The 20,862-nt window shown below is 66.4% G+C and carries 23 protein-coding genes; 15 read left to right on the forward strand and 8 right to left on the reverse strand.

Translation table 11 applies throughout. The features are described from left to right. Positions 1 to 61: 61 nt before the first annotated feature. The 6 genes from ACVOLJ_RS17635 to ACVOLJ_RS17660 all read left to right on the forward strand — a co-directional run bounded on the left by ACVOLJ_RS17635 (position 62) and on the right by ACVOLJ_RS17660 (position 4,792). Complete coding sequence (locus tag ACVOLJ_RS17635; protein ID WP_475279513.1) at positions 62 to 538, forward strand: DUF2244 domain-containing protein; 477 nt, start codon at positions 62 to 64, stop codon at positions 536 to 538. Positions 539 to 549: 11 nt separating this feature from the next. Then, a complete protein-coding gene (gene coxB / locus ACVOLJ_RS17640; RefSeq protein ID WP_481564721.1) occupies positions 550 to 1,497 on the forward strand; it encodes a cytochrome c oxidase subunit II in 948 nt (315 codons plus the stop codon). A 61-nt stretch (positions 1,498 to 1,558) separates the two neighbouring features. Further along, positions 1,559 to 3,166: a cytochrome c oxidase subunit I gene (ctaD, locus tag ACVOLJ_RS17645; protein WP_475279511.1), complete on the forward strand. Its 1,608-nt coding sequence runs from the start codon at positions 1,559 to 1,561 to the stop codon at positions 3,164 to 3,166. 8 nt (positions 3,167 to 3,174) lie between these two features. After that, positions 3,175 to 3,315 (forward strand): hypothetical protein, encoded by a 141-nt coding sequence (locus ACVOLJ_RS17650; RefSeq protein WP_475279510.1) that lies wholly within the window; start codon positions 3,175 to 3,177, stop codon positions 3,313 to 3,315. Continuing rightward, positions 3,312 to 3,902 carry a cytochrome c oxidase assembly protein gene (locus tag ACVOLJ_RS17655; protein ID WP_475279509.1) on the forward strand — a complete coding sequence of 197 codons (591 nt, stop codon included), beginning with the start codon at positions 3,312 to 3,314 and terminating at the stop codon, positions 3,900 to 3,902. Before ACVOLJ_RS17650 ends, ACVOLJ_RS17655 begins: the two co-directional genes overlap by 4 nt. 14 nt (positions 3,903 to 3,916) lie before the next feature. After that, entirely contained in the window at positions 3,917 to 4,792 is an 876-nt protein-coding gene (locus ACVOLJ_RS17660) for a cytochrome c oxidase subunit 3 (protein ID WP_475279508.1), read from the forward strand. 20 nt (positions 4,793 to 4,812) lie between these two features. Here the strand turns inward: ACVOLJ_RS17660 and ACVOLJ_RS17665 are convergent, their stop codons facing one another. Beyond that, on the reverse strand, positions 4,813 to 5,031 hold the full coding sequence (locus ACVOLJ_RS17665) for a twin transmembrane helix small protein (RefSeq protein ID WP_475279507.1): 219 nt from the start codon (positions 5,029 to 5,031) through the stop codon (positions 4,813 to 4,815). A gap of 57 nt (positions 5,032 to 5,088) precedes the next feature. Here ACVOLJ_RS17665 and ACVOLJ_RS17670 point away from each other — a divergent pair, with 57 nt between their 5' ends. The 4 genes from ACVOLJ_RS17670 to cyoE all read left to right on the forward strand — a co-directional run bounded on the left by ACVOLJ_RS17670 (position 5,089) and on the right by cyoE (position 8,546). Then, a complete protein-coding gene (locus ACVOLJ_RS17670; RefSeq protein WP_481564722.1) occupies positions 5,089 to 5,802 on the forward strand; it encodes an SURF1 family protein in 714 nt (237 codons plus the stop codon). A 102-nt stretch (positions 5,803 to 5,904) separates the two neighbouring features. Further along, positions 5,905 to 6,474 (forward strand): hypothetical protein, encoded by a 570-nt coding sequence (locus ACVOLJ_RS17675; protein WP_475279505.1) that lies wholly within the window; start codon positions 5,905 to 5,907, stop codon positions 6,472 to 6,474. A 10-nt stretch (positions 6,475 to 6,484) separates the two neighbouring features. Next, entirely contained in the window at positions 6,485 to 7,648 is a 1,164-nt protein-coding gene (locus tag ACVOLJ_RS17680) for a COX15/CtaA family protein (RefSeq protein ID WP_475279504.1), read from the forward strand. Positions 7,649 to 7,652: 4 nt separating this feature from the next. Further along, a complete protein-coding gene (cyoE, locus tag ACVOLJ_RS17685) occupies positions 7,653 to 8,546 on the forward strand; it encodes a heme o synthase (RefSeq protein ID WP_475279503.1) in 894 nt (297 codons plus the stop codon). 113 nt (positions 8,547 to 8,659) lie between these two features. Here the strand turns inward: cyoE and ACVOLJ_RS17690 are convergent, their stop codons facing one another. The 6 genes from ACVOLJ_RS17690 to rpsU all read right to left on the reverse strand — a co-directional run bounded on the left by ACVOLJ_RS17690 (position 8,660) and on the right by rpsU (position 13,786). Beyond that, positions 8,660 to 9,631: a bile acid:sodium symporter family protein gene (locus tag ACVOLJ_RS17690; RefSeq protein WP_475279502.1), complete on the reverse strand. Its 972-nt coding sequence runs from the start codon at positions 9,629 to 9,631 to the stop codon at positions 8,660 to 8,662. Positions 9,632 to 9,659: 28 nt separating this feature from the next. Next, on the reverse strand, positions 9,660 to 10,160 hold the full coding sequence (locus ACVOLJ_RS17695; protein ID WP_481564723.1) for a protein tyrosine phosphatase family protein: 501 nt from the start codon (positions 10,158 to 10,160) through the stop codon (positions 9,660 to 9,662). A 24-nt stretch (positions 10,161 to 10,184) separates the two neighbouring features. Then, a complete protein-coding gene (dnaG, locus tag ACVOLJ_RS17700) occupies positions 10,185 to 11,921 on the reverse strand; it encodes a DNA primase (RefSeq protein ID WP_475279500.1) in 1,737 nt (578 codons plus the stop codon). Positions 11,922 to 11,982: 61 nt separating this feature from the next. Continuing rightward, the gene (locus ACVOLJ_RS17705; protein WP_475279499.1) at positions 11,983 to 12,903 is read right to left on the reverse strand and encodes a YihY/virulence factor BrkB family protein; all 921 of its coding nucleotides are present in this window, start codon (positions 12,901 to 12,903) and stop codon (positions 11,983 to 11,985) included. 87 nt (positions 12,904 to 12,990) lie between these two features. Then, positions 12,991 to 13,434: a GatB/YqeY domain-containing protein gene (locus ACVOLJ_RS17710; RefSeq protein WP_475279498.1), complete on the reverse strand. Its 444-nt coding sequence runs from the start codon at positions 13,432 to 13,434 to the stop codon at positions 12,991 to 12,993. Positions 13,435 to 13,570: 136 nt separating this feature from the next. Then, entirely contained in the window at positions 13,571 to 13,786 is a 216-nt protein-coding gene (gene rpsU / locus ACVOLJ_RS17715) for a 30S ribosomal protein S21 (protein ID WP_002808376.1), read from the reverse strand. A gap of 166 nt (positions 13,787 to 13,952) precedes the next feature. On the opposite strand from rpsU, the gene tsaD reads away from it, so the two are divergent. After that, positions 13,953 to 14,978, forward strand: a complete 1,026-nt coding sequence (gene tsaD / locus ACVOLJ_RS17720) for a tRNA (adenosine(37)-N6)-threonylcarbamoyltransferase complex transferase subunit TsaD (RefSeq protein ID WP_481564724.1) — start codon at positions 13,953 to 13,955, stop codon at positions 14,976 to 14,978. A 15-nt stretch (positions 14,979 to 14,993) separates the two neighbouring features. Here tsaD and ACVOLJ_RS17725 read toward each other — a convergent pair whose 3' ends face one another. Then, a complete protein-coding gene (locus ACVOLJ_RS17725; protein ID WP_481564725.1) occupies positions 14,994 to 15,656 on the reverse strand; it encodes a hypothetical protein in 663 nt (220 codons plus the stop codon). A gap of 359 nt (positions 15,657 to 16,015) precedes the next feature. Between ACVOLJ_RS17725 and folB the strand changes: the two genes are divergently transcribed. From folB to ACVOLJ_RS17745, 4 genes are all read left to right on the forward strand, one after another. Then, positions 16,016 to 16,369, forward strand: a complete 354-nt coding sequence (folB, locus tag ACVOLJ_RS17730; RefSeq protein WP_475279495.1) for a dihydroneopterin aldolase — start codon at positions 16,016 to 16,018, stop codon at positions 16,367 to 16,369. Positions 16,370 to 16,431: 62 nt separating this feature from the next. After that, positions 16,432 to 17,703: a mechanosensitive ion channel family protein gene (locus ACVOLJ_RS17735; protein ID WP_475279494.1), complete on the forward strand. Its 1,272-nt coding sequence runs from the start codon at positions 16,432 to 16,434 to the stop codon at positions 17,701 to 17,703. Between the two features lie 128 nt (positions 17,704 to 17,831). Continuing rightward, positions 17,832 to 20,006: a glycoside hydrolase family 3 N-terminal domain-containing protein gene (locus ACVOLJ_RS17740; protein WP_481564726.1), complete on the forward strand. Its 2,175-nt coding sequence runs from the start codon at positions 17,832 to 17,834 to the stop codon at positions 20,004 to 20,006. A gap of 106 nt (positions 20,007 to 20,112) precedes the next feature. Beyond that, a complete protein-coding gene (locus ACVOLJ_RS17745; protein WP_481564727.1) occupies positions 20,113 to 20,688 on the forward strand; it encodes a hypothetical protein in 576 nt (191 codons plus the stop codon). Positions 20,689 to 20,862 lie beyond the last annotated feature (174 nt).

Genomic DNA, 20,862 nt, shown 5'->3' on the forward strand with positions numbered 1-20,862 from the left:
TACCTGCGAGAGGGCAGGGCTACCATCAAGACGTTTCCCGCGGCAGGAACGCGGTTGCGACATGATCGAGGTGCTTACAGCTCCGGATGGGTCAGGTACGCAGCTGCGACTGCGTCCCCCACGGGCGCTCGATGCCCGGCAGTTCGTCCTGTTGTTTGCTGTGTTGTCGGGGGTGATGTGGCTGGTGTCCGCCCTGGGGTGGATGGCCGGCAACGCATTCGCCCCCCTGTTCGCGCTGCTGTACAGCCTGTTGCTGGCAGCTGCGTTGCGCGCGTTGTGGCGCAGCGGTGAACGGCAGGAAGAGATCCGGGTAGTGCCGGCGTGCGTGGAGGTCATCCCCGTGCCCGGTGGATCGCCGGTGTTCCGGGCCCACCCCCATTGGGTGCGCCTGCTCACCGACGATGCGAGGGTCCGGCTTGCATCCAGCGGCCGGCAGGTGGAGGTGGGGAGTTTCCTCGCGCCAGCCGAACGTCAAACGCTTGTTGAAACGCTTGAAGATTTGCTCGCCGCCAGCGATGGCGGCAACCGACGACGCTAAGGGTCTAGGCAATGAAGCAAAGCAGAAGGTGGGGCACGAAGTGCGTTGCAATGGCCGCCGCGATGGGGGCCCTGCTGTCGATGCCGGGGACGGCACTGGCCCAGGCGGCTGATCCAAAGCCGTGGCAGCTGAACATGGGCAAGGGGGTGACCCAGACCTCGCGCCTGGCCTGGGAATCGAACAACCTCTCGCTGATCGTCTGCTCGGTGATCGGGGTGATCGTGTTCGGTGCGATGGCCTATGCGATGTTCAAGTTCCGCAAGTCCAAGGGGGCGGTCGCTGCCACGTTCAGCCACAACACCAAGGCCGAGATCATCTGGACGGTGATTCCGGTGATCATCCTGGTGGTGATGGCGTGGCCGGCCACGGCCAACCTGATCAAGATGTACGACACCCGCGATGCCGAGATGACCGTGAAGGTGACCGGCTACCAGTGGATGTGGAAGTACGAATACCTCGGTGAGAACGTCACCTTCACCAGCCGCCTGGACCGCGAATCCGACCGCATGCGGCAGAGCGGCAAGGTGCCGACGCGCGAAAGCCATCCGCATTACCTGCTTGATGTCGACAACCGGCTGGTGCTGCCGGTCGATACCAAGGTGCGCTTCGTGATCACCTCCGATGACGTGATCCACGCCTGGTGGGTACCGGCGCTGGGCTGGAAGCAGGATGCGATTCCGGGCTTCATCAACGAGGCCTGGACCAGCATCGAGCAGCCGGGCGTCTACCGTGGGCAGTGCGCGGAGCTGTGCGGCAAGGACCATGGCTTCATGCCGATCGTGGTCGAGGCGGTGTCCAAGGAGGAGTTCAAGCAGTGGCTGGCGCAGCGCAAGCCGGCGCCGCCTGCCGAACCGGCTGCACCTGCGGCCCCTGCTGCCGGAACCCCGGAGCCGCCTGCAGCCGCACCGGCAGCGGCCGAAGCCGGCAGCGCGCCGGCAGCGACCGCCAGCGGAGCCTGATGTAACTGCCCGTGGCCGCATCGCGGCCGCGGCGACAACCGATCCTGAGAGGTGTTTGGCAATGGCGCACTCGGCAGTTGGGCACGACGATCATCACCACCCGCAGAGCTTCTTCGAGCGTTGGTTCTTCTCGACCAACCACAAGGACATCGGCACGCTGTACCTGGGTTTCAGCTTCATCATGTTCGTCATCGGCGCGTTCATGAGTGTGCTGATACGGCTGGAACTGGCCCAGCCCGGCATCCAGTACATCCGTCCGGAGATCTTCAACCAGCTGACCACCGTGCATGCACTGGTGATGATCTTCGGCGGTGTGATGCCGGCCTTCGTCGGCCTGGCCAACTGGATGATCCCGTTGCAGATCGGCGCGCCGGACATGGCGCTGCCGCGCATGAACAACTGGTCGTTCTGGCTGCTGCCTGTGGCCTTCAGCCTGCTGTTGATGACCTTCCTGCTGCCCGGTGGTGCGCCGGCCGGTGGCTGGACGCTGTACCCGCCGCTGTCGCTGCAGGGTGGCTACAACGTCGCCTTCACCGTGTTCGCCATCCACGTTGCCGGCATCAGTTCGATCATGGGCGCGATCAACATCATCGCCACCGTGCTGAACATGCGCGCACCGGGTATCGATCTGCTGAAGATGCCGATCTTCTGCTGGGCCTGGCTGATCACCGCCTTCCTGCTGATCGCGGTGATGCCGGTGCTGGCCGGTGCGGTGACCATGCTGCTGACCGACAAGTTCTTCGGCACCAGCTTCTTCAATGCCGCCGGTGGCGGCGACCCGGTGATGTTCCAGCACATCTTCTGGTTCTTCGGCCATCCCGAGGTCTACATCATGATCCTGCCCGCCTTCGGCGTGGTCAGCGAGATCATCCCGACCTTCAGCCGCAAGCCGCTGTTCGGCTACCAGGCGATGGTGTACGCCACTGCCGCGATCGCGTTCCTGTCGTTCATCGTCTGGGCCCACCACATGTTCACCGTGGGCATGCCACTGGGTGGCGAGATCTACTTCATGTTCGCCACCATGCTGATCTCGATCCCGACCGGGGTGAAGGTGTTCAACTGGGTCAGCACCATGTGGCGTGGCTCGTTGACGTTCGAGGCACCCATGCTGTGGTCGGTGGCCTTCGTCATCCTGTTCACCATCGGTGGGTTCTCCGGCCTGATGCTGGCCATTGTCGCCGCCGACTTCCAGTACCACGACACCTACTTCGTGGTGGCCCACTTCCACTACGTGCTGGTGACCGGCGCGGTGTTCGCGCTGATCGCGGCGGTGTACTACTGGTGGCCGAAATGGACCGGGCGCATGTACAACGAGACGTGGGCCAAGGTGCACTTCTGGTGGTCGATCGTATTCGTCAACCTGCTGTTCTTCCCGCAGCATTTCCTCGGCCTGGCCGGCATGCCGCGCCGCATTCCCGATTACAGCGTGGCCTTCGCCGACTGGAACCTGATCAGTTCGATCGGCGCGTTCGGCATGTTCGCTACCCCGTTCATGATGGCCGCGATCCTGCTGTCCTCGCTGCGCAACGGCGAGAAGGCCGAGGCCCGCTCCTGGGAAGGCGCGCGCGGCCTGGAGTGGACGCTGCCCTCGCCGGCACCGGCGCACACCTTCACCACGCCGCCGACCATCCGCCCGGGTGACCTGGCCCACGACGACATCGGTCATTGAGGTGCGACATGCATGAGGAGAGTCCTTCCATCGACACCGACGAAATGGCTCTGCGCCGGCAACGCGCACGTCGCACTGCGATGTGGGTGGGCGCGGTGGCCGTGCTGGTCTATGTCGGCTTCATCCTGAGCGGGGTGATGGGGCGATGAGCGAGGCGCCGGCCACCGCGACGTCACGCAGCGCCGGGCTGCCGCGCCTGATCGGCGTGGCGGTGGTCGTGTTCCTGCTGACGTTCTCACTGGTGCCGCTGTACCGCATTGCCTGCGAAAAGGTGTTCGGCGTGCGCCTGGAGCGCGGGCCGGGCAGCGAGGCCAGTACCGGGGCCGCGTCCGGCAAGCGCACCGTGCGGGTGGAATTCGACGGTGGCGTGAACTCACGGCTGCCGTGGTCGTTCCATCCCGAGCAGCTGACCATGGACGTGGTGCCGGGCGAGCTCAATGAAGCACTGTACTTCGCCCGCAACGACAGCCAGCAGGCGGTGGTGGGCAGTGCCGTGCCTTCGGTGGCGCCGGCGCGCGCGTCGGGGTTCTTCAGCAAGACCGAGTGCTTCTGCTTCACCGCGCAGACCCTGCAGGCCGGCGAAAAGCGCGACATGCCGGTGCGCTTCATCGTCGATCCGGACCTGCCGCCGGAGATCCGCACGATCACCCTGTCCTACACCTTCTACCGCAACGATGCGTTGTCCGACCGGCTGGCTGCGCCCGCCACGTCGGCGGGCGCACACGCCGCTCCCTGACCCGGATACCGACCATGGCCCAGACACCGACCGACGCCAACGTGTACTTCGTTCCGGCCCAGAGCAAATGGCCGTTCGTGGGTTCCATCGCAATGATGGTGACCATGGTCGGCGTCGCCAGCTGGCTCAATGACGCCAGCTGGGGCCGCTGGACCTTCTACGCGGGCATCGCGATGCTGGTGGTGACCCTGTTCTGGTGGTTCAGCGACGTGGTGCGCGAATCGCAGGCCGGCAACTACAACCGCCAGGTCGATGGCTCGTTCCGGATGGGCATGGTCTGGTTCATCTTCTCCGAAGTGATGTTCTTCGGTGCCTTCTTCGGTGCGCTGTTCTATACCCGCCACCTTGGCCTGTCCTGGCTCAGTGGCGAAGGCCGCGGGGTGATGACCAACGAGCTGCTGTGGCAGGGCTACTCGGCCGGTTGGCCAACCAATGGCCCGGCGGCGATCGGCGGCGCCTTCCAGACCATCCCGGCCTGGGGCCTGCCGCTGATCAATACGTTGATCCTGCTGACCTCGGGCGTGACCCTGACCATCGCCCACCACGCGTTGAAGGCGGGCAACCGTCGCCAGCTGCTGGTCTGGCTGGGGCTGACCGTGCTGCTTGGCCTGGGCTTCCTCACCCTGCAGGCGGAGGAATACATCCACGCCTACAAGGAGCTGAACCTGACGCTCGGATCAGGCATCTACGGTTCGACCTTCTTCATGCTGACCGGCTTCCACGGCGCGCACGTGCTGCTGGGCACGATCATGCTGATCGTGATGTGGCTGCGCTCGGCGAAGGGGCATTTCACCCGCGACAACCATTTCGCCTTTGAAGCGGCCGCGTGGTACTGGCACTTCGTCGACGTGGTGTGGCTGATGCTGTTCCTGTTTGTCTACGTGCTTTGACCGCGCGGCGTGCGGCGGCCTCAGCCGCTGATGCCATGCGGTTTGATCCAGCCCATGTAGATGCACACGATCACCAGTACGATCAACGCCACCGACACGCCGATGCGACGGGTCAGCGCGTTGACCGTGCGCTTGGTCTGGCCACGGTCCACCAGCAGGTAATACAGGCCGGCGCCCAGATTCCAGACGATGACGATCAGAAACGCGATTACCAGCAGGGTCTTCAGCGAATCACTCATGCGCGGCTCGAAGGCAGGGTGGATGTGCCTATCTGACCGCGTTTGCGCGGACTTGTCATGACGCGCCAGCACACGCGGGTGATCGGTTGGCTGATGGCCGTGCTGGCCATGGCCGGATTCAGCGCGTTGGGCGTGTGGCAGCTGCAACGGATGCATGCCAAGCAGGCCATGCTGGATGCACAGGCGCCAGCCACTGCGCAGGCGTTGTCATTGGCGCAGGCGCTGGCAGCACCGGGGGCCCTGCATGGGGTGGCCGACCACGGCCGTTTCCTGCCGGGCGTGGTGCTGCTGGACAACCAGATGCGCCACGGCCGCGCCGGAGTGAAGATCTACCGCCCTTTCCGCAGTGATGCCGGCAGCGTGTTGCTGGTGGACCTGGGCTGGCGCGCGCTGCCGCCGGATCGCCAGTTGCCGCAGCTGCCGTTGCCACCGTCGCCGGTGGATGTACGCGGCCTGCTGGCACCGCCGCCGTCGGCCGGGCTGGTGCTGGGGCCGGCGTTCACCGCAACCGGCGAGACGGGCCGCTGGTTGGCCAGCCGCTTGCCGGCCGAGGGCCTGGCAGCCTCACTGGGGTTGCCTGCGCTGCCCGAGCGCGTGCTGCGGCTGGATCCGGCGCTGCCCTTCGGCGATGAACGCGATCTCGACCTGCTGCCGAACACGCTGCCGCCCGAGCGCCATCTGGGCTATGCGGTGCAGTGGTTCGGGCTGGCGCTGACGGTGCTGATCGTGGCGCTGGTGCTGGAATGGCGCAGGAGGCGTTCAACACGGTAGTACCGGCCGCTGGCCGGCATCTGATTGATCCGGTGGTTGCCGGCCAGCGGCCGGCACTACCGGCCCCGGCATCCATCACCCAACCATGAGAAAATGCACTGCATGAACACTGCTACGTCCCCGCAGGCGCGCGGCAACGGCCGCCGGACCCTGCTGCTGCTGTTCGCCGTTTTCTTCGGGGCAATGGCACTGGCTGCCGTGCTGCGCTTCTCCGGCTGGCAGCCGACCGCACACCGCAACAACGGCCAGATGCTGAAGCCGCCGGTGGACCTGCGCCAGCAGCCACCGACGCTGGCCGACGGCAGCGCCTACCCCTGGAACCCGGAAGCGCGCACCTGGCGGCTGCTGGTGGCACCGGCCGGTGCATGCGACGCGCAGTGCGTCACTTTGTCGCAGGGGCTGGGCAAGGTGTGGCAGCTGTTCGGCCATAACGCCGATAATGTGGAGATCCTGTGGCTGGGAACGCCACCGGCGTCGATCGCCTCGCTGCCCGCGCTGCGGCCGCTGGCACCGTCGCCAGCACTGCGCGCGACGCTGCCCGGCGTCGATGATCCGGCCGGTTTGCCGGTCTACGTGATCGATCCGAACGGCTTCGTGATCATGCGTCATGCCCCCGGGAGCGATCTCGGTGGCCTGCGCAAGGACATGGCCACGTTGCTGAAACTGAAGTGAGTCCTGTTTGATGAGCCTTTCCGCGCGTCCGGCGCTGCACCGCAACTTCCACCGCCTGGCGTGGTTCGCCATGATCATGACCGCGAGCACGATCATGTTCGGTGCGTTCGTGCGCCTGTCCGATGCCGGCCTGAGCTGCCCGGACTGGCCGACCTGCTATGGGCAGGCGACCTGGCCGCAGCACGTGGAAGAGACGATCGGCCATCCGGCCGCGGAGATCCGCCCGCTGGAAACGCACAAGGCCTGGCGTGAGCAGGTGCACCGTTTCCTGGCCGGCGCGCTCGGCATCGAGATCCTGACCCTGGCCCTGCTGGCCACCCGCAAGCGTCGTTTCGGCAGCACGGCGGTAGTGACCGCCTGCGTACTGGTGGCGGCGGGCATACCGCTGTACATGATGGGGTGGCACGGCACGGCCAGCATCCTGGCGTTGATCGGCGAGGCGATCCTGCTGATCGCTGCGCTGCGCTGGAGCAACATCGACCTGGCGCGCGCTGCGTTGCTGACCCTGGCGGTAGTGATCTTCCAGGCCCTGCTGGGCATGTGGACGGTGACCCTGCTGCTCAAGCCCATCGTGGTGATGGGCCATCTGCTGGGCGGCATGCTGATGTTCGGCCTGCTGGTGTGGATGGCGTGGCGCGCCACGCACATGCCGATCACTCTGGCCGAAGCGCCGAAGCTGAAGTGGCTGCTGCGCATCGGCGTGGCCGTACTGGTCACCCAGATCGCGCTCGGTGGCTGGGTCAGCGCCAACTACGCGGCGCTGGCGTGCGGTGGTGGCAGCGCTTCGCTGGACAACTTCCCGCGCTGCGCCAACCAGTGGTGGCCGCAGCACAACTTCGCCGAGGGCTTCACCCTCTGGCGTGGCATCGGCGTGGACTACGAAGGTGGCGTGCTCGATGGCGCCTCGCGTATTGCCATCCAGATGGCACACCGCCTGTTTGCCATCGTTGTTGCCGCTTACCTGCTGTGGCTGGGCCTGCGTCTGTTCCGGTTGCCGAGCATGCGTGGCTGGGCGTCGGCACTGATGGCGTTGCTGGTGCTGCAGGTCACCCTGGGCATCCTCAATGTGAAGCTGGCCTTGCCGCTGGAAGTGGCGGTGTTGCACAACGGCGTAGCCGTTGCCCTGTTGTTTGTATTGGTCAGCCTGCTGGCCCGCCTGCGTGCCCCGGACTGATTCCATGTTTTCCAACTATCGCCAGTACTGGGACCTGACCAAACCCAAGGTCGTCGCCCTGATCGTCTTCACCGCGCTGGTCGGCATGGTCCTGGCCATCCCGGGCGTGCCCAGCTGGGAGCAGGTGCGCGCCGGTGTGCTCGGCTTCCTCGGCATCTGGTTGGCCGCCTCGGCCGCAGCAGCCATCAACCAGCTGCTGGATGCGCACATCGATGCACAGATGGCGCGCACTTCGTGGCGCCCGCTGGTGGTGGGCAAGGTCAAGCCGTGGCAGGTGCTGGTGTTCGCCAGCGTGCTGATCGTGCTGTCGATGGCGATCCTGGTGCTGTGGGTGAACTGGATCACCGCGGTGCTGACGTTCGCTTCGCTGATCGGGTACGCGGTGATCTACACCGTATACCTCAAGCGCGCGACCTCGCAGAACATCGTCATCGGTGGCCTGGCCGGCGCGATGCCGCCGATGCTGGGCTGGGCGGCGGTGACCGGCATGCAGGGTTCGTCGGACTGGGCGTACTCGTCGCTGCTGGTGCTGATCATCTTCATCTGGACACCGCCGCACTTCTGGGCGCTGGCGATCTTCCGCCGCGAGGACTACGCCAAGGCGGAAATCCCGATGCTGCCGGTCACCCACGGCGTGGTGCACACCCGCAAGCAGATCATGGCGTACTCGGTGGTGCTGGCGCTGGTCTGCGTACTGCCGTACGTGGTCGGCATGAGCGGCGCGTTCTACCTGGGCGGCGCGATCGTGCTCAACGCGGTGTTCCTCTGGTACGCCTGGCGCATGCTCGACCCGCCGGACGAGCTGTTCTCGATGAAGATGTTCAGCTACTCCATCGTCTACCTGATGGCGCTGTTCGCCTTCCTGCTGGTGGACCACTGGATCCTGCCCTGGTTGTAAAGGGCTGACGCATCCACGCATGGCGTGGAGCGCCCTCAGCCGAGCATGGGCTCGGCTCTACAGTAGATCCACGCCATGCGTGGATGGTTTTCGGCAGAAGGCCGCGTGTCGGGTCACGGCTTGCGCCGCGCATAGCGCTGCGCGATCACGCCGCAGACGATCAGCTGGATCTGGTGGTAGATCATCACCGGCAGCACGATGGCGCCGAGGCTGCCGCCGGCAAACAATACCTTGGCGATCGGCACGCCGGTGGCCAGGCTCTTCTTCGAGCCGCAGAACACGATGGCGATCTCGTCTTCGCGGTTGAAGCGCAGGCGGCGCGCGATGAAGGTGATCAGCGGCATGGCGATGCCCAGCAGCACCGCGGCAACCACCGCGACGGCGAACAATGACAGCAGCGGCGTTTTGCTCCACAAGCCCTCGGTTACCGCTTCGCCGAATGCGGAATAGACCACCAGCAGAATGGTGGCCTGGTCGGTGTAGCGCAGCAGCGCGCGCTGCTTCTCCACCCAGCCGGCTATCCACGGCCGCAGCAGGTGGCCGGCCACGAACGGCACCAGCAGCTGCAGCATGATGCCGCCGATGGCATGCAGCGGATCGTGCACGCCGCCGGATGTGCCCGCGAATGCGGTCAGCAGCAATGGCGTCAGGAACACGCCGAGGATGCTCGACAGCGAGGCGCTGCACACTGCCGCCGGCACGTTGCCGCGCGCCATCGAGGTGAAGGCGATGGACGATTGCACGGTGGAGGGCAGGGTGCACAGGAACAGCACGCCCAGGTACAGCTCGGGGGTCAGCAGCCAGCCCGAGAGCGGCTTGAACAACAGCCCCAGCAGCGGGAACAGGATGAAGGTGCAGGCCAGAATGGTCAGGTGCAGCCGCCAGTGCAGCATGCCGCCGATGATCGATTCACGCGGCAGGCGCGCGCCGTGCAGGAAGAACAGCGCAGCGATGGCGATCGTGGTGACGTCGTCGAGGACGATGGCGGCGGCGCCCTTCATCGGCAGCAGCGAGGCCAGGCCTACCGTGCATAGCAGGGCGAGGGTGAAGTTGTCCGGTCGCAGGCGCGACCACCAGCGGGTCATGGTGGGCAGGCTCCTTGGTACTGGGGAATCAGGGGGAGGTGACGGGCGCGGCGAGGCGCTCGCGGGTGGCCGCTTCCAGCGACTTCAGGCCGGCACGCTGGCCCAGCTGCAGGGCCTGTTCGGGGCTGGCATGTTCATGGCGCGCGTTGACCAGGCCGAGCACGGCGCCGGCGCGGTTGCCGGAGGCACAGTGCAGCAGCACCGGCCCCTGGCTCTGCTGCAGTGCCTGGTGCACGGCACGCACGTTGGCGGCATCCAGTCCATCGGCGCCCGCGACGGGGATGCGCACATAGCGCAGGCCCAGCGCTTCGGCCTGGCCGGTCTCATCGAAGCCGCGGTCTTCATCGGGCTGGCGCAGATCGATGACCGTGCGCACGCCTTGTGCTGCCAGGGCCTGCAGCTGGGCAGCGGTGGGCTGGCCGCCGGCGTAAAGGCCGGGGCGCACTTCAGGCAGGTCGGCAGCGTCGGCCAGGGCCGGCAGGATCGAACAGAGCGACAGCAACAGCAGGCAGGTCAGGCGCAGCAGCATGGGCTCTCCGGAAGCGTGGCGCCGCTACAGGCGCAGGGTGGCGCGGGCCTTCAACAGCTCGCGCAGTTCGTACTTGTCAGTATCGTCCAGACCCTGCTGGCGCTGCTTTGCCAACAACTCTTCCAGACGTTGCACCAGCAGCTGTTTTTCCAGCTGAGCGACCGCATCGTGAAGTTCCTGGGTCCACATCGCATCGTCGCCGGGCATCACCTGCGCAGCCAAGGTGTGCAGCGAGGCCTGCTCTTCACGGCCATCGAAATGTTCCAGCAGGGCGCCGGTGCTGATGTCCGGGCGCTGTTCGACCAGTCCCAGCAGCTCCAGCAGCAGCTCCACCCCGGGCAGGCGCAGGCCCTGGAAGTGGTGCTTGCCGCCAAGCGACAAGGCCAGTGACGGTTGCTGCAGCAGCACCGCGATCGCACCGCGCACCAGGCTGCGCCTGGCCACCGGCTGGATGGTGCGCGACGGCGCACGCTGCGGCATTGACGGCCGTGCGGCGTTGTTGCCGCCCAGGCCGGTCAGCTGCCCCAGCTGCTGCTTCATCAGATCGCCGAAGGCGCCGTCGGGAATCTGCGCCAGCATCGGCTTCGCCCGCTCGGCCAGGCGCGCCTTGCCATCAAGCGTGCCCAGGTTGACCTCGCGGCTGAGCTCGTCGAAGAAGAACTGCGACAGTGGCGTGGCCTGCTTCAGGCGTTCGTCGAACGCGTCGGCGCCTTCCTTGCGCACGATGCTGTCCGGGTCCTCGCCATCGGGCAGGAACAAGAAGAACGCCTGGCGGCCATCCTTCATGCGTGGCAGCACCGATTCCAGCGCCTTCCAGCCGGCGCGGCGGCCGGCGGCATCGCCGTCGAAGCAGAAGAACACATCCGGTGCGTTGCGGAACAGCAGCTCGGCGTGGTCCGGCGTGGTGGCCGTGCCCAGCGTCGCCACCGCCTGGGTGACGCCGAACTGGAACAGCGAGACCACATCCATGTAGCCCTCGACCACGATCAAGCGCTCGATCTTCTGGTTGGCCTGGCGCACCTGCCACAGGCCGTACAGTTCACGCCCCTTGTGGAACAGCGCGGTCTCGGGCGAGTTGAGGTACTTGGGGCCGTCGTCCTTTTCGAACACGCGGCCGCCGAAGGCGATCACCCGGCCACGGCGGTCGAAGATCGGGAACATCACCCGGTCGCGGAACTTGTCGTAGACGTGGCCACGGTCGTTCTTGGAGAACAGGCCGGCGCGGTCGAGCAGCTTCATCCGCCGCTCGTCCTTGCCCAGCGCATCGCGCAGGCCGCTGTAGCCATCCGGCGCATAGCCGATCTGGAAGCGCGCGCGGTTCTCTTCATCCACGCCGCGCCCATCCAGGTAGCTGCGCGCCTTGTCGCTGCCTTCCAGATGCTTCTGGAAGAACTTCGTGGCGGCATCCAGCGCGGAGTACAACTCGCGGCTGTCGTCCTGCTGCTGGGCGCTGCGCGGGTTCTCGCTGCGCGGTACTTCCATGCCGGCACGCTTGGCCAGTTCGTCCACCGCATCGAGGAACTCGAGGCGGTCGTAGTTCATCAGGAAGCTGATGGCGGTGCCGTGCGCGCCGCAGCCGAAGCAGTGATAGAACTGCTTGGTCGGCGAGACGGTGAACGAGGCCGAGCGTTCGTCATGGAACGGGCAGCGCGCGGCGTACTCCTTGCCTTGACGTTTCAACGGCACGCGGCTGCCCACCACCTCGACGATGTCGGAGCGGGCCAGCAGGTCGTCGATGAATGCGTCGGGGATACGGGCCATGGGCAACAAGGCAGGGGCGCGGCCAGTGGCCACGCGAGGCGGAACAAACAGTCCGCCTAGTTTACTCCCTGCCGGGCAGCGGGCCGGCCTCGGCAGGATCGATGCCGGCCGCCGCCAGATGGCTGCGTGCGCGCAGGCGCTCGTCGATCACCGCCGTCATCAATGCGCCAACGAAGAACACCACGGTGGCGTAGTAGATCCAGACCAGCGAAATGACCAGCGCGCCCATCGAGCCATAGGCGCTGCCCGGGGCCACGGTGGCGATGTAGACGCCGATGCCATAGCGGCCCAACGCGAACAGCGCCGAGGTGATGGCGCCGCCGATGAAGGCCTGGCGCCACGCCACGCGCCGGTCGGGCAGGTAGTGGTACATGAAGGCAAAGCCCACCGCGTACAGCAGCAGGCTGGTCAGGTAACCGATGGCCGGCAGGATCGACGGCAACTGCGCGAACGCCACCTGCAGCATGGTGGTGGCTGTCATCGACAGGATCAGCAGGAAGCCCAGCGCCAGCACCACGCCGAAGGAGAACACGCGCTTGCGCAGCCAGGCCTTGATGCCTTCAAGCCGTTCGCCGCTGGTGCGGAAGATCAGGTTCAGTGCGTTCTGCAGCTGGGCGAACACCGCAGTGGCGCCCACGAACAACAACAGTGTGCTCCACAGGCCGGCCAGCGATCCCACGTCGGGCTGGTTGTCGGCGTTCTTCAGCACGGTTTCGGCCACGGTGGCCGCGCTGCTGCCGGCGGCGGCACTGATCTGGTCGACCAGGGCCTGCTGCGCGGGCGGGTACAGCGAGGCGGTCAGCCACAGCAGCAGCACCAGCAGCGGTGCCATCGAAAGCAGGGCGTAGAAAGAGACCGAGGCGGCCTGGGTGAGTACGTCGATTTCGACGAAGCGCTTGCCGACGGCCATCGGGAAGCTGTCCTGCAGGCGCTGGACGTATTTGCGTAGATTCACGGGAACAGTGTGCGCGGGTTCAACCATGCCGGCGTTGTAACAGCCCGGGGTCGAAGGCGCGGTGAAGCATCGGAAACGCCGGGCATTGCCCGGCGCTACCGGATAAGTGCTGCCTTAGGCCAGCTGCTGCTTGACCAGCTTGGACACCAGGCCCATGTCGGCCTGGCCGGCGAGCTTGGGCTTCAGTGCGCCCATCAGCTTGCCCATGTCTGCCGCGCTGCTGGCGCCGGTCTCGGCGATGGCGGCCTGGATGGCGGCGACGATCTCGGCTTCGCCCATCTTGGCGGGCAGGTAGGCTTCGATCACCACGATCTCGGCGCGCTCGATCTCGGCCAGGTCTTCGCGGTTGGCGGCTTCGAACTGGCTGACCGAGTCCTTGCGCTGCTTGACCATCTTGTCCAGCACGGCGATCACGGCGGTGTCGTCGAGCTCGATGCGCTCGTCCACTTCGCGCTGCTTGATGGCCGCGTTGATCAGGCGGATGACGCCCAGCTTGTGCTTCTCGCCGCCCTTCATGGCGGCCTTCATGTCATCGGTGAGCTGCTGCTTCATGCTCATGAGGAACCCTCGTGGTGTGTGGTGGGGCAGGGGCGGATGCCCAGGCCCGGAAACGCAAAAAGCCGGCGACGCTCGCGCGTGCCGGCTTCGACTCCATCACGGCAGGGGATGCCCGCCGCAACGAAGATGCGTCCGATCAGTACAGGCGCTGACGCTTGGTGACGTCGCGCGAGGAACGGCGCAGCTGACGCTTCACAGCAGCGGCGGCCTTGCGCTTACGCTCCTGGGTCGGCTTTTCGTAGAACTCGCGCTTGCGGGTTTCGGCCAGCACACCGGCCTTTTCGCAAGTGCGCTTGAAGCGGCGAAGAGCAAACTCGAAGGGTTCGTTCTCGCGGACTTTGACGCTGGGCATGGAATCTCCGGGACACAGTAGAACCGGGTCACGCCCGGCGAGCCGCACATTATAGCGGCGAATAAACAAACTGCAAGCGGCCAACCCTGAATAGGGGCGAGTCGTTTGCGTGCTATGGGGATCTGCCGTCCCCCGAGGGGGCGACAGGGGCGTCATAATAGCAGGCATGCGAGTCCTTGGCATCGAATCTTCCTGTGACGAGACCGGCGTGGCGGTGTATGACACCGACCTGTCCGGCAGCGCGGCCCTGCGCGCCCATGCGGTCTACAGCCAGATCGCCCTGCACGCCGAGTACGGCGGTGTGGTGCCTGAGCTGGCCAGCCGCGACCATGTCCGCAAGCTGCTGCCGCTGGTACGGCAGACGCTGGCCGAAGCCGGGCTGGGTGTGAACGACATCGACGGGGTGGCCTACACCGCCGGCCCTGGCCTGGTCGGGGCACTGCTGGTCGGTGCCGGGGTGGCGCGGTCGCTGGCCTGGGCGCTGGAAGTGCCTGCTGTGGGCGTACACCACATGGAAGGCCACCTGCTGGCCCCGCTGCTGGAGGACGACCCGCCGCAGGCGCCGTTCGTGGCCCTGCTGGTGTCCGGCGGCCATACCCAGTTGGTGGCTGTCGACGCCATCGGCCAGTACCGGCTGCTGGGCGAGACCCTGGACGATGCGGCCGGCGAGGCCTTCGACAAGACCGCCAAGATGATGGGGCTGCCGTACCCCGGCGGCCCGCAGCTGGCCAGGCTGGCCGAGCAGGGCACGCCGGGGGCGTACCGTTTCACACGGCCGATGACGGATCGGCCAGGCCTGGATTTCAGTTTCTCCGGCCTGAAGACGCAGGTGCTGATGGCCTGGCGCGACAGCGACCAGAGCGAACAGACCCGTGCCGACATCGCCCGTGGCTTCGAAGATGCCGTGGTCGAGACGCTGTCCATCAAGTGCGAACGCGCGCTGGAAGCGGCCGGGACCAATGTGATCGTGGTGGCCGGCGGTGTGGGCGCCAATACCCGCCTGCGCGCGCGCCTGCAGCAGATGGCCGAGCGCCTGGGCGGCCGGGCCTGCTTCCCGCGTCCGTCGCTGTGCACCGACAACGGCGCGATGATCGCGTTTGCCGGTGCGCTGCGGCTGCAGGCAGGCCAGCACAACCCACCGAAGGTGGAAGTGACCCCGCGCTGGGACATGGCGACGTTGCCGGCGGTCTGAACCGCTGGCCGGCCTTCATGCGCGACGACCCGCCAACGGCGAGGCCGCCAGCAGGGTCGTAGCCCGCTCGTGGCGTTGCAGCCACGTCAGCGTGTGGGGGCAGCGAGCGTGGATCAGCCGCCCGATCGCCGCCAGGTCGGTGCCGATGTCACGTTCCAGAATGGGTTCGTGGTGGGCGATGCGGTTGCGCAGATGGCGGATACGCCCGAGGTCGGCATGGATGGCTTTCCTGATGACACTGGGATGAGCTGAGGGCGCATGACGCAACACCCCCCTGAGTGCCGGTATCCACAGCGAGGCGTCGAAGCGGCAGGTGAAGAGTTGTTGCCAGAAGACCATCGGCAGATTGGCGATGATCTCGGATGTGTCGGTCGTGCGGCAGGCAACCTGTTCCAGCGCGGTTCTCGCCGAAGCGGATGAAGATGCCGGCAGCCTGCGTCGGAAAGCTTCATTCCAAGGCCAATGTGCGCCGTGCTGTCGTGCAAGCACGATTGCTGCCGCGTTGCGGGTGATCACCTCGCACAGATGGACCGGCATGAGCAGCGCACCGCACATCCGCATGTTCCACAGGTACAGGGATTGGGCACTGACATCCGGGCCGCAGGTCGATGCGATTCTCTCGTAGGTCGACAGCCGCTCCGCTGACAAGGCGCGCCTCAATGCATCGTATGCAGCCATCGTGACGTGCGGTGGTGGAGGAGGAGTGATGCTGGCCGGCGAGGGCGTCGACGAACATCGGGAGACAACCTTTTGCTCATGGCCGATCTCCTCCATTTCGGCTGGGGCAAATGCGTGGATCTGCCTTGTCGCAAATAGCCTTGACCCACAGTTTGGTCCCTGTCTAATCTGCGTACCTGCGCCACCGGGACTCGCGGCTTGAGAGAGCTCCCCCCGGGGACTATCGGTAGTACCAAAGGGCCCCGCTAGCAGGGCCCTTTGTTTTTTCAGGCCCGCGCAGACGCCACGACAGCGCCCGTTTCAGGCAGCGTCACCGCCGTGCCGTTACCATGGCCGCTTGTATTCGGCCGGTAACCGCAATGGACAAGGTTTTCATCGAAGGGCTGACGATCGACGCCCTGATCGGCATCTACGACTGGGAACGGCGGATCCGTCAGGACCTGGTGTTCGATCTGGAGATGGGCTTTGACAACCGTCGCCCGGCCGCCAGCGATGACATCGCCCACACCTTGAACTACAAGGCGGTCAGCAAGCGCCTGGAGCAGTTCGTGCGTGAATCGGAGTTCGGCCTGGTCGAGACCCTGGCCGAGCGTTGCGCGCAGATCGTGCTGGACGAATTCGAGGTGAAGTGGCTGCGCCTGAAGCTGAGCAAGCCCGGCGCGGTGCGCGGTGCGCGTGCGGTAGGCGTGATCATCGAGCGCACGCGGGACTGACCCGGTAGTACCGGCCGCTGGCCGGCAACCCCAACGACAACGAACAACAACGGAGACAACTGATGGTGGATGCGGTGGTGGCGGTACAGTGGCTGGAACGGCTGCAGAACACACTGGAACCCTATCCCGGCGCCTACCTGGCGTTGATGATCACGGCGCTGCTGGTCGCAGCGGGCCTGGCCAACTGGGTGACCAAGCGCATCCTGGTGCGTGGCCTGCGGCGCCTGCTGCAGCGCCTGCCCGGTGCCGAATCCGGGCGTGGCAGCCACCTGATGCGGGTGATCTCGCGCCTGTCCAACGTGGTGCCCAGCCAGGTGATCGCCTCGGGTATCACCCTCATTCCCGACCTGCCACCAGGCCTGGTCAACGTCATCATCAAGCTGTGCATCGTGTGGGCCGTACTGACGGTGTCGATGGCGTTCTCGCATGCGCTGGACGCGGCCAACAGCCTGTACGAGCGCAAGCCGGATGCGCGCAACAAGCCGATCAAGGGCTACCTGCAGGTGGTCAAGATCGTGGTGTTCGTGGCTGCCGGCCTGTCCATTCTCGCCACCCTGCTGGGGGTTGCGCTGGGGCCGCTGGTCACCGGCCTGGGCGCCGCCACCGCCGTGCTGATGCTGATTTTCCAGGACACCATCCTGTCACTGGTGGCCAGCGTGCAGATCAGTGGCGATGGCCGCGTGCGCATCGGCGACTGGATCGAGATGCCCAGCCAGAACGCCGACGGTGACGTCATCGATATCGCGCTGCACACCATCACCGTGCAGAACTTCGACAAGACCATCACCACCATTCCGACCAAGAAGCTGGTGACCGAGTCGTTCAAGAACTGGCGCGGCATGCAGGAAGCGGGCGGCCGCCGGATCAAGCGCGCGCTGTACCTGGACCAGCACAGTGTCGGCTTCCTGGAAGCGCGCGACCTGGCGTTCCTCGGCCAGTTCGCGCTGCTGGGTGATTACCTGCAGGCCAAGGAGCAGGAGCTGGGCCAGTGGAACGGGCGCCTGCGCGAGCAGGGCGTGGCCGAGGTCAACAGCCGCCGGGTGACCAACCTGGGCACCTTCCGTGCGTATGTGGAGCGCTATCTGGGCAGCCATCCGGGCATCCATGCCGACATGACCCTGCTGGTACGCCAGCTGCAGCCGACCACCGAAGGGCTGCCGCTGGAGCTGTACTGCTTCACCCGCAGCACCGCCTGGGGCGAGTACGAGGCGGTGCAGTCGGACATCTTCGACCACCTGCTGGCGATCCTGCCGGCCTTTGGCCTGCGGGTGTTCCAGGCCTCCAGCGATGCGATGTTGATGGCCGGGCAGCGCCAGTTGGCCGGCTCGGAGTAAGCTGCGAAGCCGCCGGCGGGACCGTACGGACCCCGCTGGTGGCTGAAACTGAATGACGAAACCTCTCGCCAAACGGCCCGGGATCGCTAGAATGCCGGGCTTGTAAACGTTTTCATCAAGGACTGCCGGTGGCCTCCGATCGCATCGAATCCCTCATTGCCCAGATGACCGTCGAGGAAAAAGTCGGCCAGCTGGGAGTTTTCGCGGACATGGTCCGCCCGTTCGCCCCGGACGTGAACCCGGAAGCCAACGTGCGCAACGCCGACCAGGTGCTGCAGCAGGTGCGCGAGGGCAAGGTCGGCTCGCTGTTCAACGGGGTCGGCGCCGAGCTGGGTCGCCGCATCCAGCAGGTCGCCACCGAGGAAAGCCGTCTTGGCATCCCGGTGATCCTGGCCGCCGATGTCATCCATGGCATGCGCACGGTGTTCCCGATCCCGCTGGGTGAGGCTGCCAGCTTCGAGCCGGACCTGGCCGAACGCACCGCGCGTGCCACCGCCATTGAAGCCACCGCCGCCGGCCTGCACTGGACCTACGCGCCGGCGGTGGATATCGCCCGCGACCAGCGCTGGGGCCGTGGCGCCGAGGGCGCCGGTGAAGACGTGGTGCTGGGTTGCTTCTTCGCCGCCGCCCGCGTACGCGGTTTCCAGGGCGGCGACCTGCGTGCCGCCGATTCGCTGCTGGCCACGCCCAAGCACTTCGCCGCCTACGGTGCGGTGATGGCGGGCATGGAATACAACATGGTGGACATCTCGCCGCAGACCCTGCGCGATGTGCACCTGCCGCCGTTCAAGGCTGCCTTCGACGCCGGCGCGATCACCGTGATGTCTTCGTTCAACGACATCAACGGCGTGCCCGCCAGCGCCAACGCCGAGCTGCTGACCGACATCCTGCGCGGTGAGTGGAACTTCCCGGGCGTGGTGATCTCCGATTACACCGCCGACATGGAACTGGTCGCGCACGGTTATGCCGCCGACGACCGCGATGCCACTGCCAAGGCGTTCACCGCCGGCCTGGACCTGAGCATGCAGAGCGGCTTCTACGCCGAGCACCTGCCGGGCCTGGTCGAGAGCGGCGAGGTGCCGATGGCGGTGCTGGATGAAGGCGTGCGCCGCATCCTGTGGCTGAAGGAAACCATCGGCCTGTTCGACGACCCGTACCGTTCGTTGGACCCGGTACGTGAAGCGGATACCTCGCACATCGCCGCGCATGACGAACTGTCGCGCGATGCGGCGCGCCGCTCGATCGTGCTGCTGAACAACCGCGACAACGTGCTGCCGCTGCAGAAGACCGGGCAGAAGATCGCGCTGATCGGCCCGTTCGTGCAGGACCGCGAGAACATCGAAGGCTGCTGGACGCTGTTCGGCGACAAGCAGCGCTATGTGGATCTGGAAACCGGCGTGCGCGCCGCCATCGGCGATGAAACGCTGCTGGAGATCGTGCCGGGCTGCGAACTGGAAGTGGCCATCCCCGGTGGCACCGAAGCGGCCGTGGCCGCCGCGCTGCGCGCCGACGTGGTGGTGCTGGCGCTGGGCGAACCGCAGCGTTACAGCGGCGAAGCGCAGTCGCGCGTCGAGATCACCCTGCCGCCGGCACAGCAGGCGCTGGCCGAAGCGGTGGCGATGACCGGCAAGCCGCTGGTGGTGCTGCTGCGCAATGGTCGCGCGCTGGCCCTGCAGGGCGCCGTGCGCAATGCGCATGCGGTGGCGATCACCTGGTACCTCGGTACACAGACCGGCCATGCCGTAGCCGATGTGCTGTTCGGCGACTACAGCCCGTCCGGCCGCCTGCCGGTGAGCTTCCCGCAGGTGTCCGGCCAGCAGCCGTACTTCTACAACCACCCGCGTACCGGTCGCCCGGAACTGCCGACCATGTCGGAGTTCAAGGCGCGCTGGCGCGAGATTCCGAACGAGCCGCTGTACCCGTTCGGCCACGGTATCGGCTACACCACGTTTGCCTATGGCGTGCCGCAGTTGAGCCAGGCCCAGCTGGGCTGGGACGACACCCTCACCCTCACCACCACGCTGACCAATAGCGGCGACGTGGCCGGCGAGGAAGTAGTGCAGCTGTACATCCACGACCGCGTGGCCAGCCGCGTGCGGCCGGTGCGCGAGCTGAAGGATTTCCGCAAGGTGGCGCTGCAGCCGGGCGAGTCGACCGAGGTGGTGTTCACGATCAAGCGTGAGCAGCTGGCGTTCACCGGGCGCGACGGCGTGCTGCGCGCCGAGCCGGGCCAGTTCGATGTGTGGGTGTGCGCATCTTCGGCCGTGGGCGAGGCCGTGCAGTTCGAGCTGCTGAAGGCCTGATCGCGGCGTGGTAGCGCCGGGCCATGCCCGGCGTCCTCACCCATGGCACACACGCCGGGCATGGCCCGGCGCTACCATCGGGGTCTTGATCCGATGGAGCCTGTGCATGCGCACGATTGCATTCCTGATTCCGGCACTGCTGCTGGCCGCCTGTTCACAGCCGGCCGCGCCGCCGGAGTCCGGCGCCGATGCGCCACCGCCGATGACCGGTGCGACGCCAGCCGAAGCGGCGGCCAGCACCACGCCCGATGCTGCAGCGGCACCGCAGGCCGCCACCGCGCATGCGGAGGATGCCGCTTCCGGGCAGGCCGCGCCGGCGACCGACGACGACGCCCGCGCACGCATCGAAACCCTGCTGGGTGATGCCGCGCAGTACGAAAAAGTCTTCAATGCCTTCAAGACCGCCGTGATCGGCGGCGACCGCGCGGCCGTGGTGGAACAGGTGCGCTTCCCGCTGAACATCGCCGGCGGAAAGAAGATCACCGGCCCGGGTGAGTTCCAGCGCAACTACGAGAAGATCATCACCCCGGCGGTGCTCAAGGCGGTGTCCGCGCAGGACTTCGGCAAGGTGTTCGTCAACCAGCAGGGCGTGATGATCGGTGATGGCCAGGTGTGGTTGAACGGACAGTGCCTGGACAAGGCCTGCACGCAGACCGAAGTGAAGGTCATCACCATCCAGTGAACGCAGACGGCCCCGCATGCGGGGCCGTTGCAGAGAAACGTGGCCGCCGCCCGGCCGCGCCACCGGGCGGGGAGGTTTTTGGTGTGAGGGTGAGCCCGCGCGCCCGTTTGGCCAACACCCGCCGCCCCACCCCGCCGGGCCGGGGAGGTTAGACAAAGCGGGGGAGCGCGCGCC

The sequence above is a fragment of the Stenotrophomonas sp. STEN046 genome, assembly GCF_056759755.1.

What these genes read in the sequence shown, in the direction of transcription:
- ACVOLJ_RS17635 (WP_475279513.1), top strand. Translation starts at nt 62, where the DNA reads ATGATCGAGGTGCTTACAGCTCCGGATGGGTCAGGTACGCAGCTGCGA.
- coxB (WP_481564721.1), top strand. Translation starts at nt 550, where the DNA reads ATGAAGCAAAGCAGAAGGTGGGGCACGAAGTGCGTTGCAATGGCCGCC.
- ctaD (WP_475279511.1), top strand. Translation starts at nt 1,559, where the DNA reads ATGGCGCACTCGGCAGTTGGGCACGACGATCATCACCACCCGCAGAGC.
- ACVOLJ_RS17650 (WP_475279510.1), top strand. Translation starts at nt 3,175, where the DNA reads ATGCATGAGGAGAGTCCTTCCATCGACACCGACGAAATGGCTCTGCGC.
- ACVOLJ_RS17655 (WP_475279509.1), top strand. Translation starts at nt 3,312, where the DNA reads ATGAGCGAGGCGCCGGCCACCGCGACGTCACGCAGCGCCGGGCTGCCG.
- ACVOLJ_RS17660 (WP_475279508.1), top strand. Translation starts at nt 3,917, where the DNA reads ATGGCCCAGACACCGACCGACGCCAACGTGTACTTCGTTCCGGCCCAG.
- ACVOLJ_RS17665 (WP_475279507.1), bottom strand. Translation starts at nt 5,031, where the DNA reads ATGAGTGATTCGCTGAAGACCCTGCTGGTAATCGCGTTTCTGATCGTC.
- ACVOLJ_RS17670 (WP_481564722.1), top strand. Translation starts at nt 5,089, where the DNA reads ATGACGCGCCAGCACACGCGGGTGATCGGTTGGCTGATGGCCGTGCTG.
- ACVOLJ_RS17675 (WP_475279505.1), top strand. Translation starts at nt 5,905, where the DNA reads ATGAACACTGCTACGTCCCCGCAGGCGCGCGGCAACGGCCGCCGGACC.
- ACVOLJ_RS17680 (WP_475279504.1), top strand. Translation starts at nt 6,485, where the DNA reads ATGAGCCTTTCCGCGCGTCCGGCGCTGCACCGCAACTTCCACCGCCTG.
- cyoE (WP_475279503.1), top strand. Translation starts at nt 7,653, where the DNA reads ATGTTTTCCAACTATCGCCAGTACTGGGACCTGACCAAACCCAAGGTC.
- ACVOLJ_RS17690 (WP_475279502.1), bottom strand. Translation starts at nt 9,631, where the DNA reads ATGACCCGCTGGTGGTCGCGCCTGCGACCGGACAACTTCACCCTCGCC.
- ACVOLJ_RS17695 (WP_481564723.1), bottom strand. Translation starts at nt 10,160, where the DNA reads ATGCTGCTGCGCCTGACCTGCCTGCTGTTGCTGTCGCTCTGTTCGATC.
- dnaG (WP_475279500.1), bottom strand. Translation starts at nt 11,921, where the DNA reads ATGGCCCGTATCCCCGACGCATTCATCGACGACCTGCTGGCCCGCTCC.
- ACVOLJ_RS17705 (WP_475279499.1), bottom strand. Translation starts at nt 12,903, where the DNA reads ATGGTTGAACCCGCGCACACTGTTCCCGTGAATCTACGCAAATACGTC.
- ACVOLJ_RS17710 (WP_475279498.1), bottom strand. Translation starts at nt 13,434, where the DNA reads ATGAGCATGAAGCAGCAGCTCACCGATGACATGAAGGCCGCCATGAAG.
- rpsU (WP_002808376.1), bottom strand. Translation starts at nt 13,786, where the DNA reads ATGCCCAGCGTCAAAGTCCGCGAGAACGAACCCTTCGAGTTTGCTCTT.
- tsaD (WP_481564724.1), top strand. Translation starts at nt 13,953, where the DNA reads ATGCGAGTCCTTGGCATCGAATCTTCCTGTGACGAGACCGGCGTGGCG.
- ACVOLJ_RS17725 (WP_481564725.1), bottom strand. Translation starts at nt 15,656, where the DNA reads ATGGCTGCATACGATGCATTGAGGCGCGCCTTGTCAGCGGAGCGGCTG.
- folB (WP_475279495.1), top strand. Translation starts at nt 16,016, where the DNA reads ATGGACAAGGTTTTCATCGAAGGGCTGACGATCGACGCCCTGATCGGC.
- ACVOLJ_RS17735 (WP_475279494.1), top strand. Translation starts at nt 16,432, where the DNA reads ATGGTGGATGCGGTGGTGGCGGTACAGTGGCTGGAACGGCTGCAGAAC.
- ACVOLJ_RS17745 (WP_481564727.1), top strand. Translation starts at nt 20,113, where the DNA reads ATGCGCACGATTGCATTCCTGATTCCGGCACTGCTGCTGGCCGCCTGT.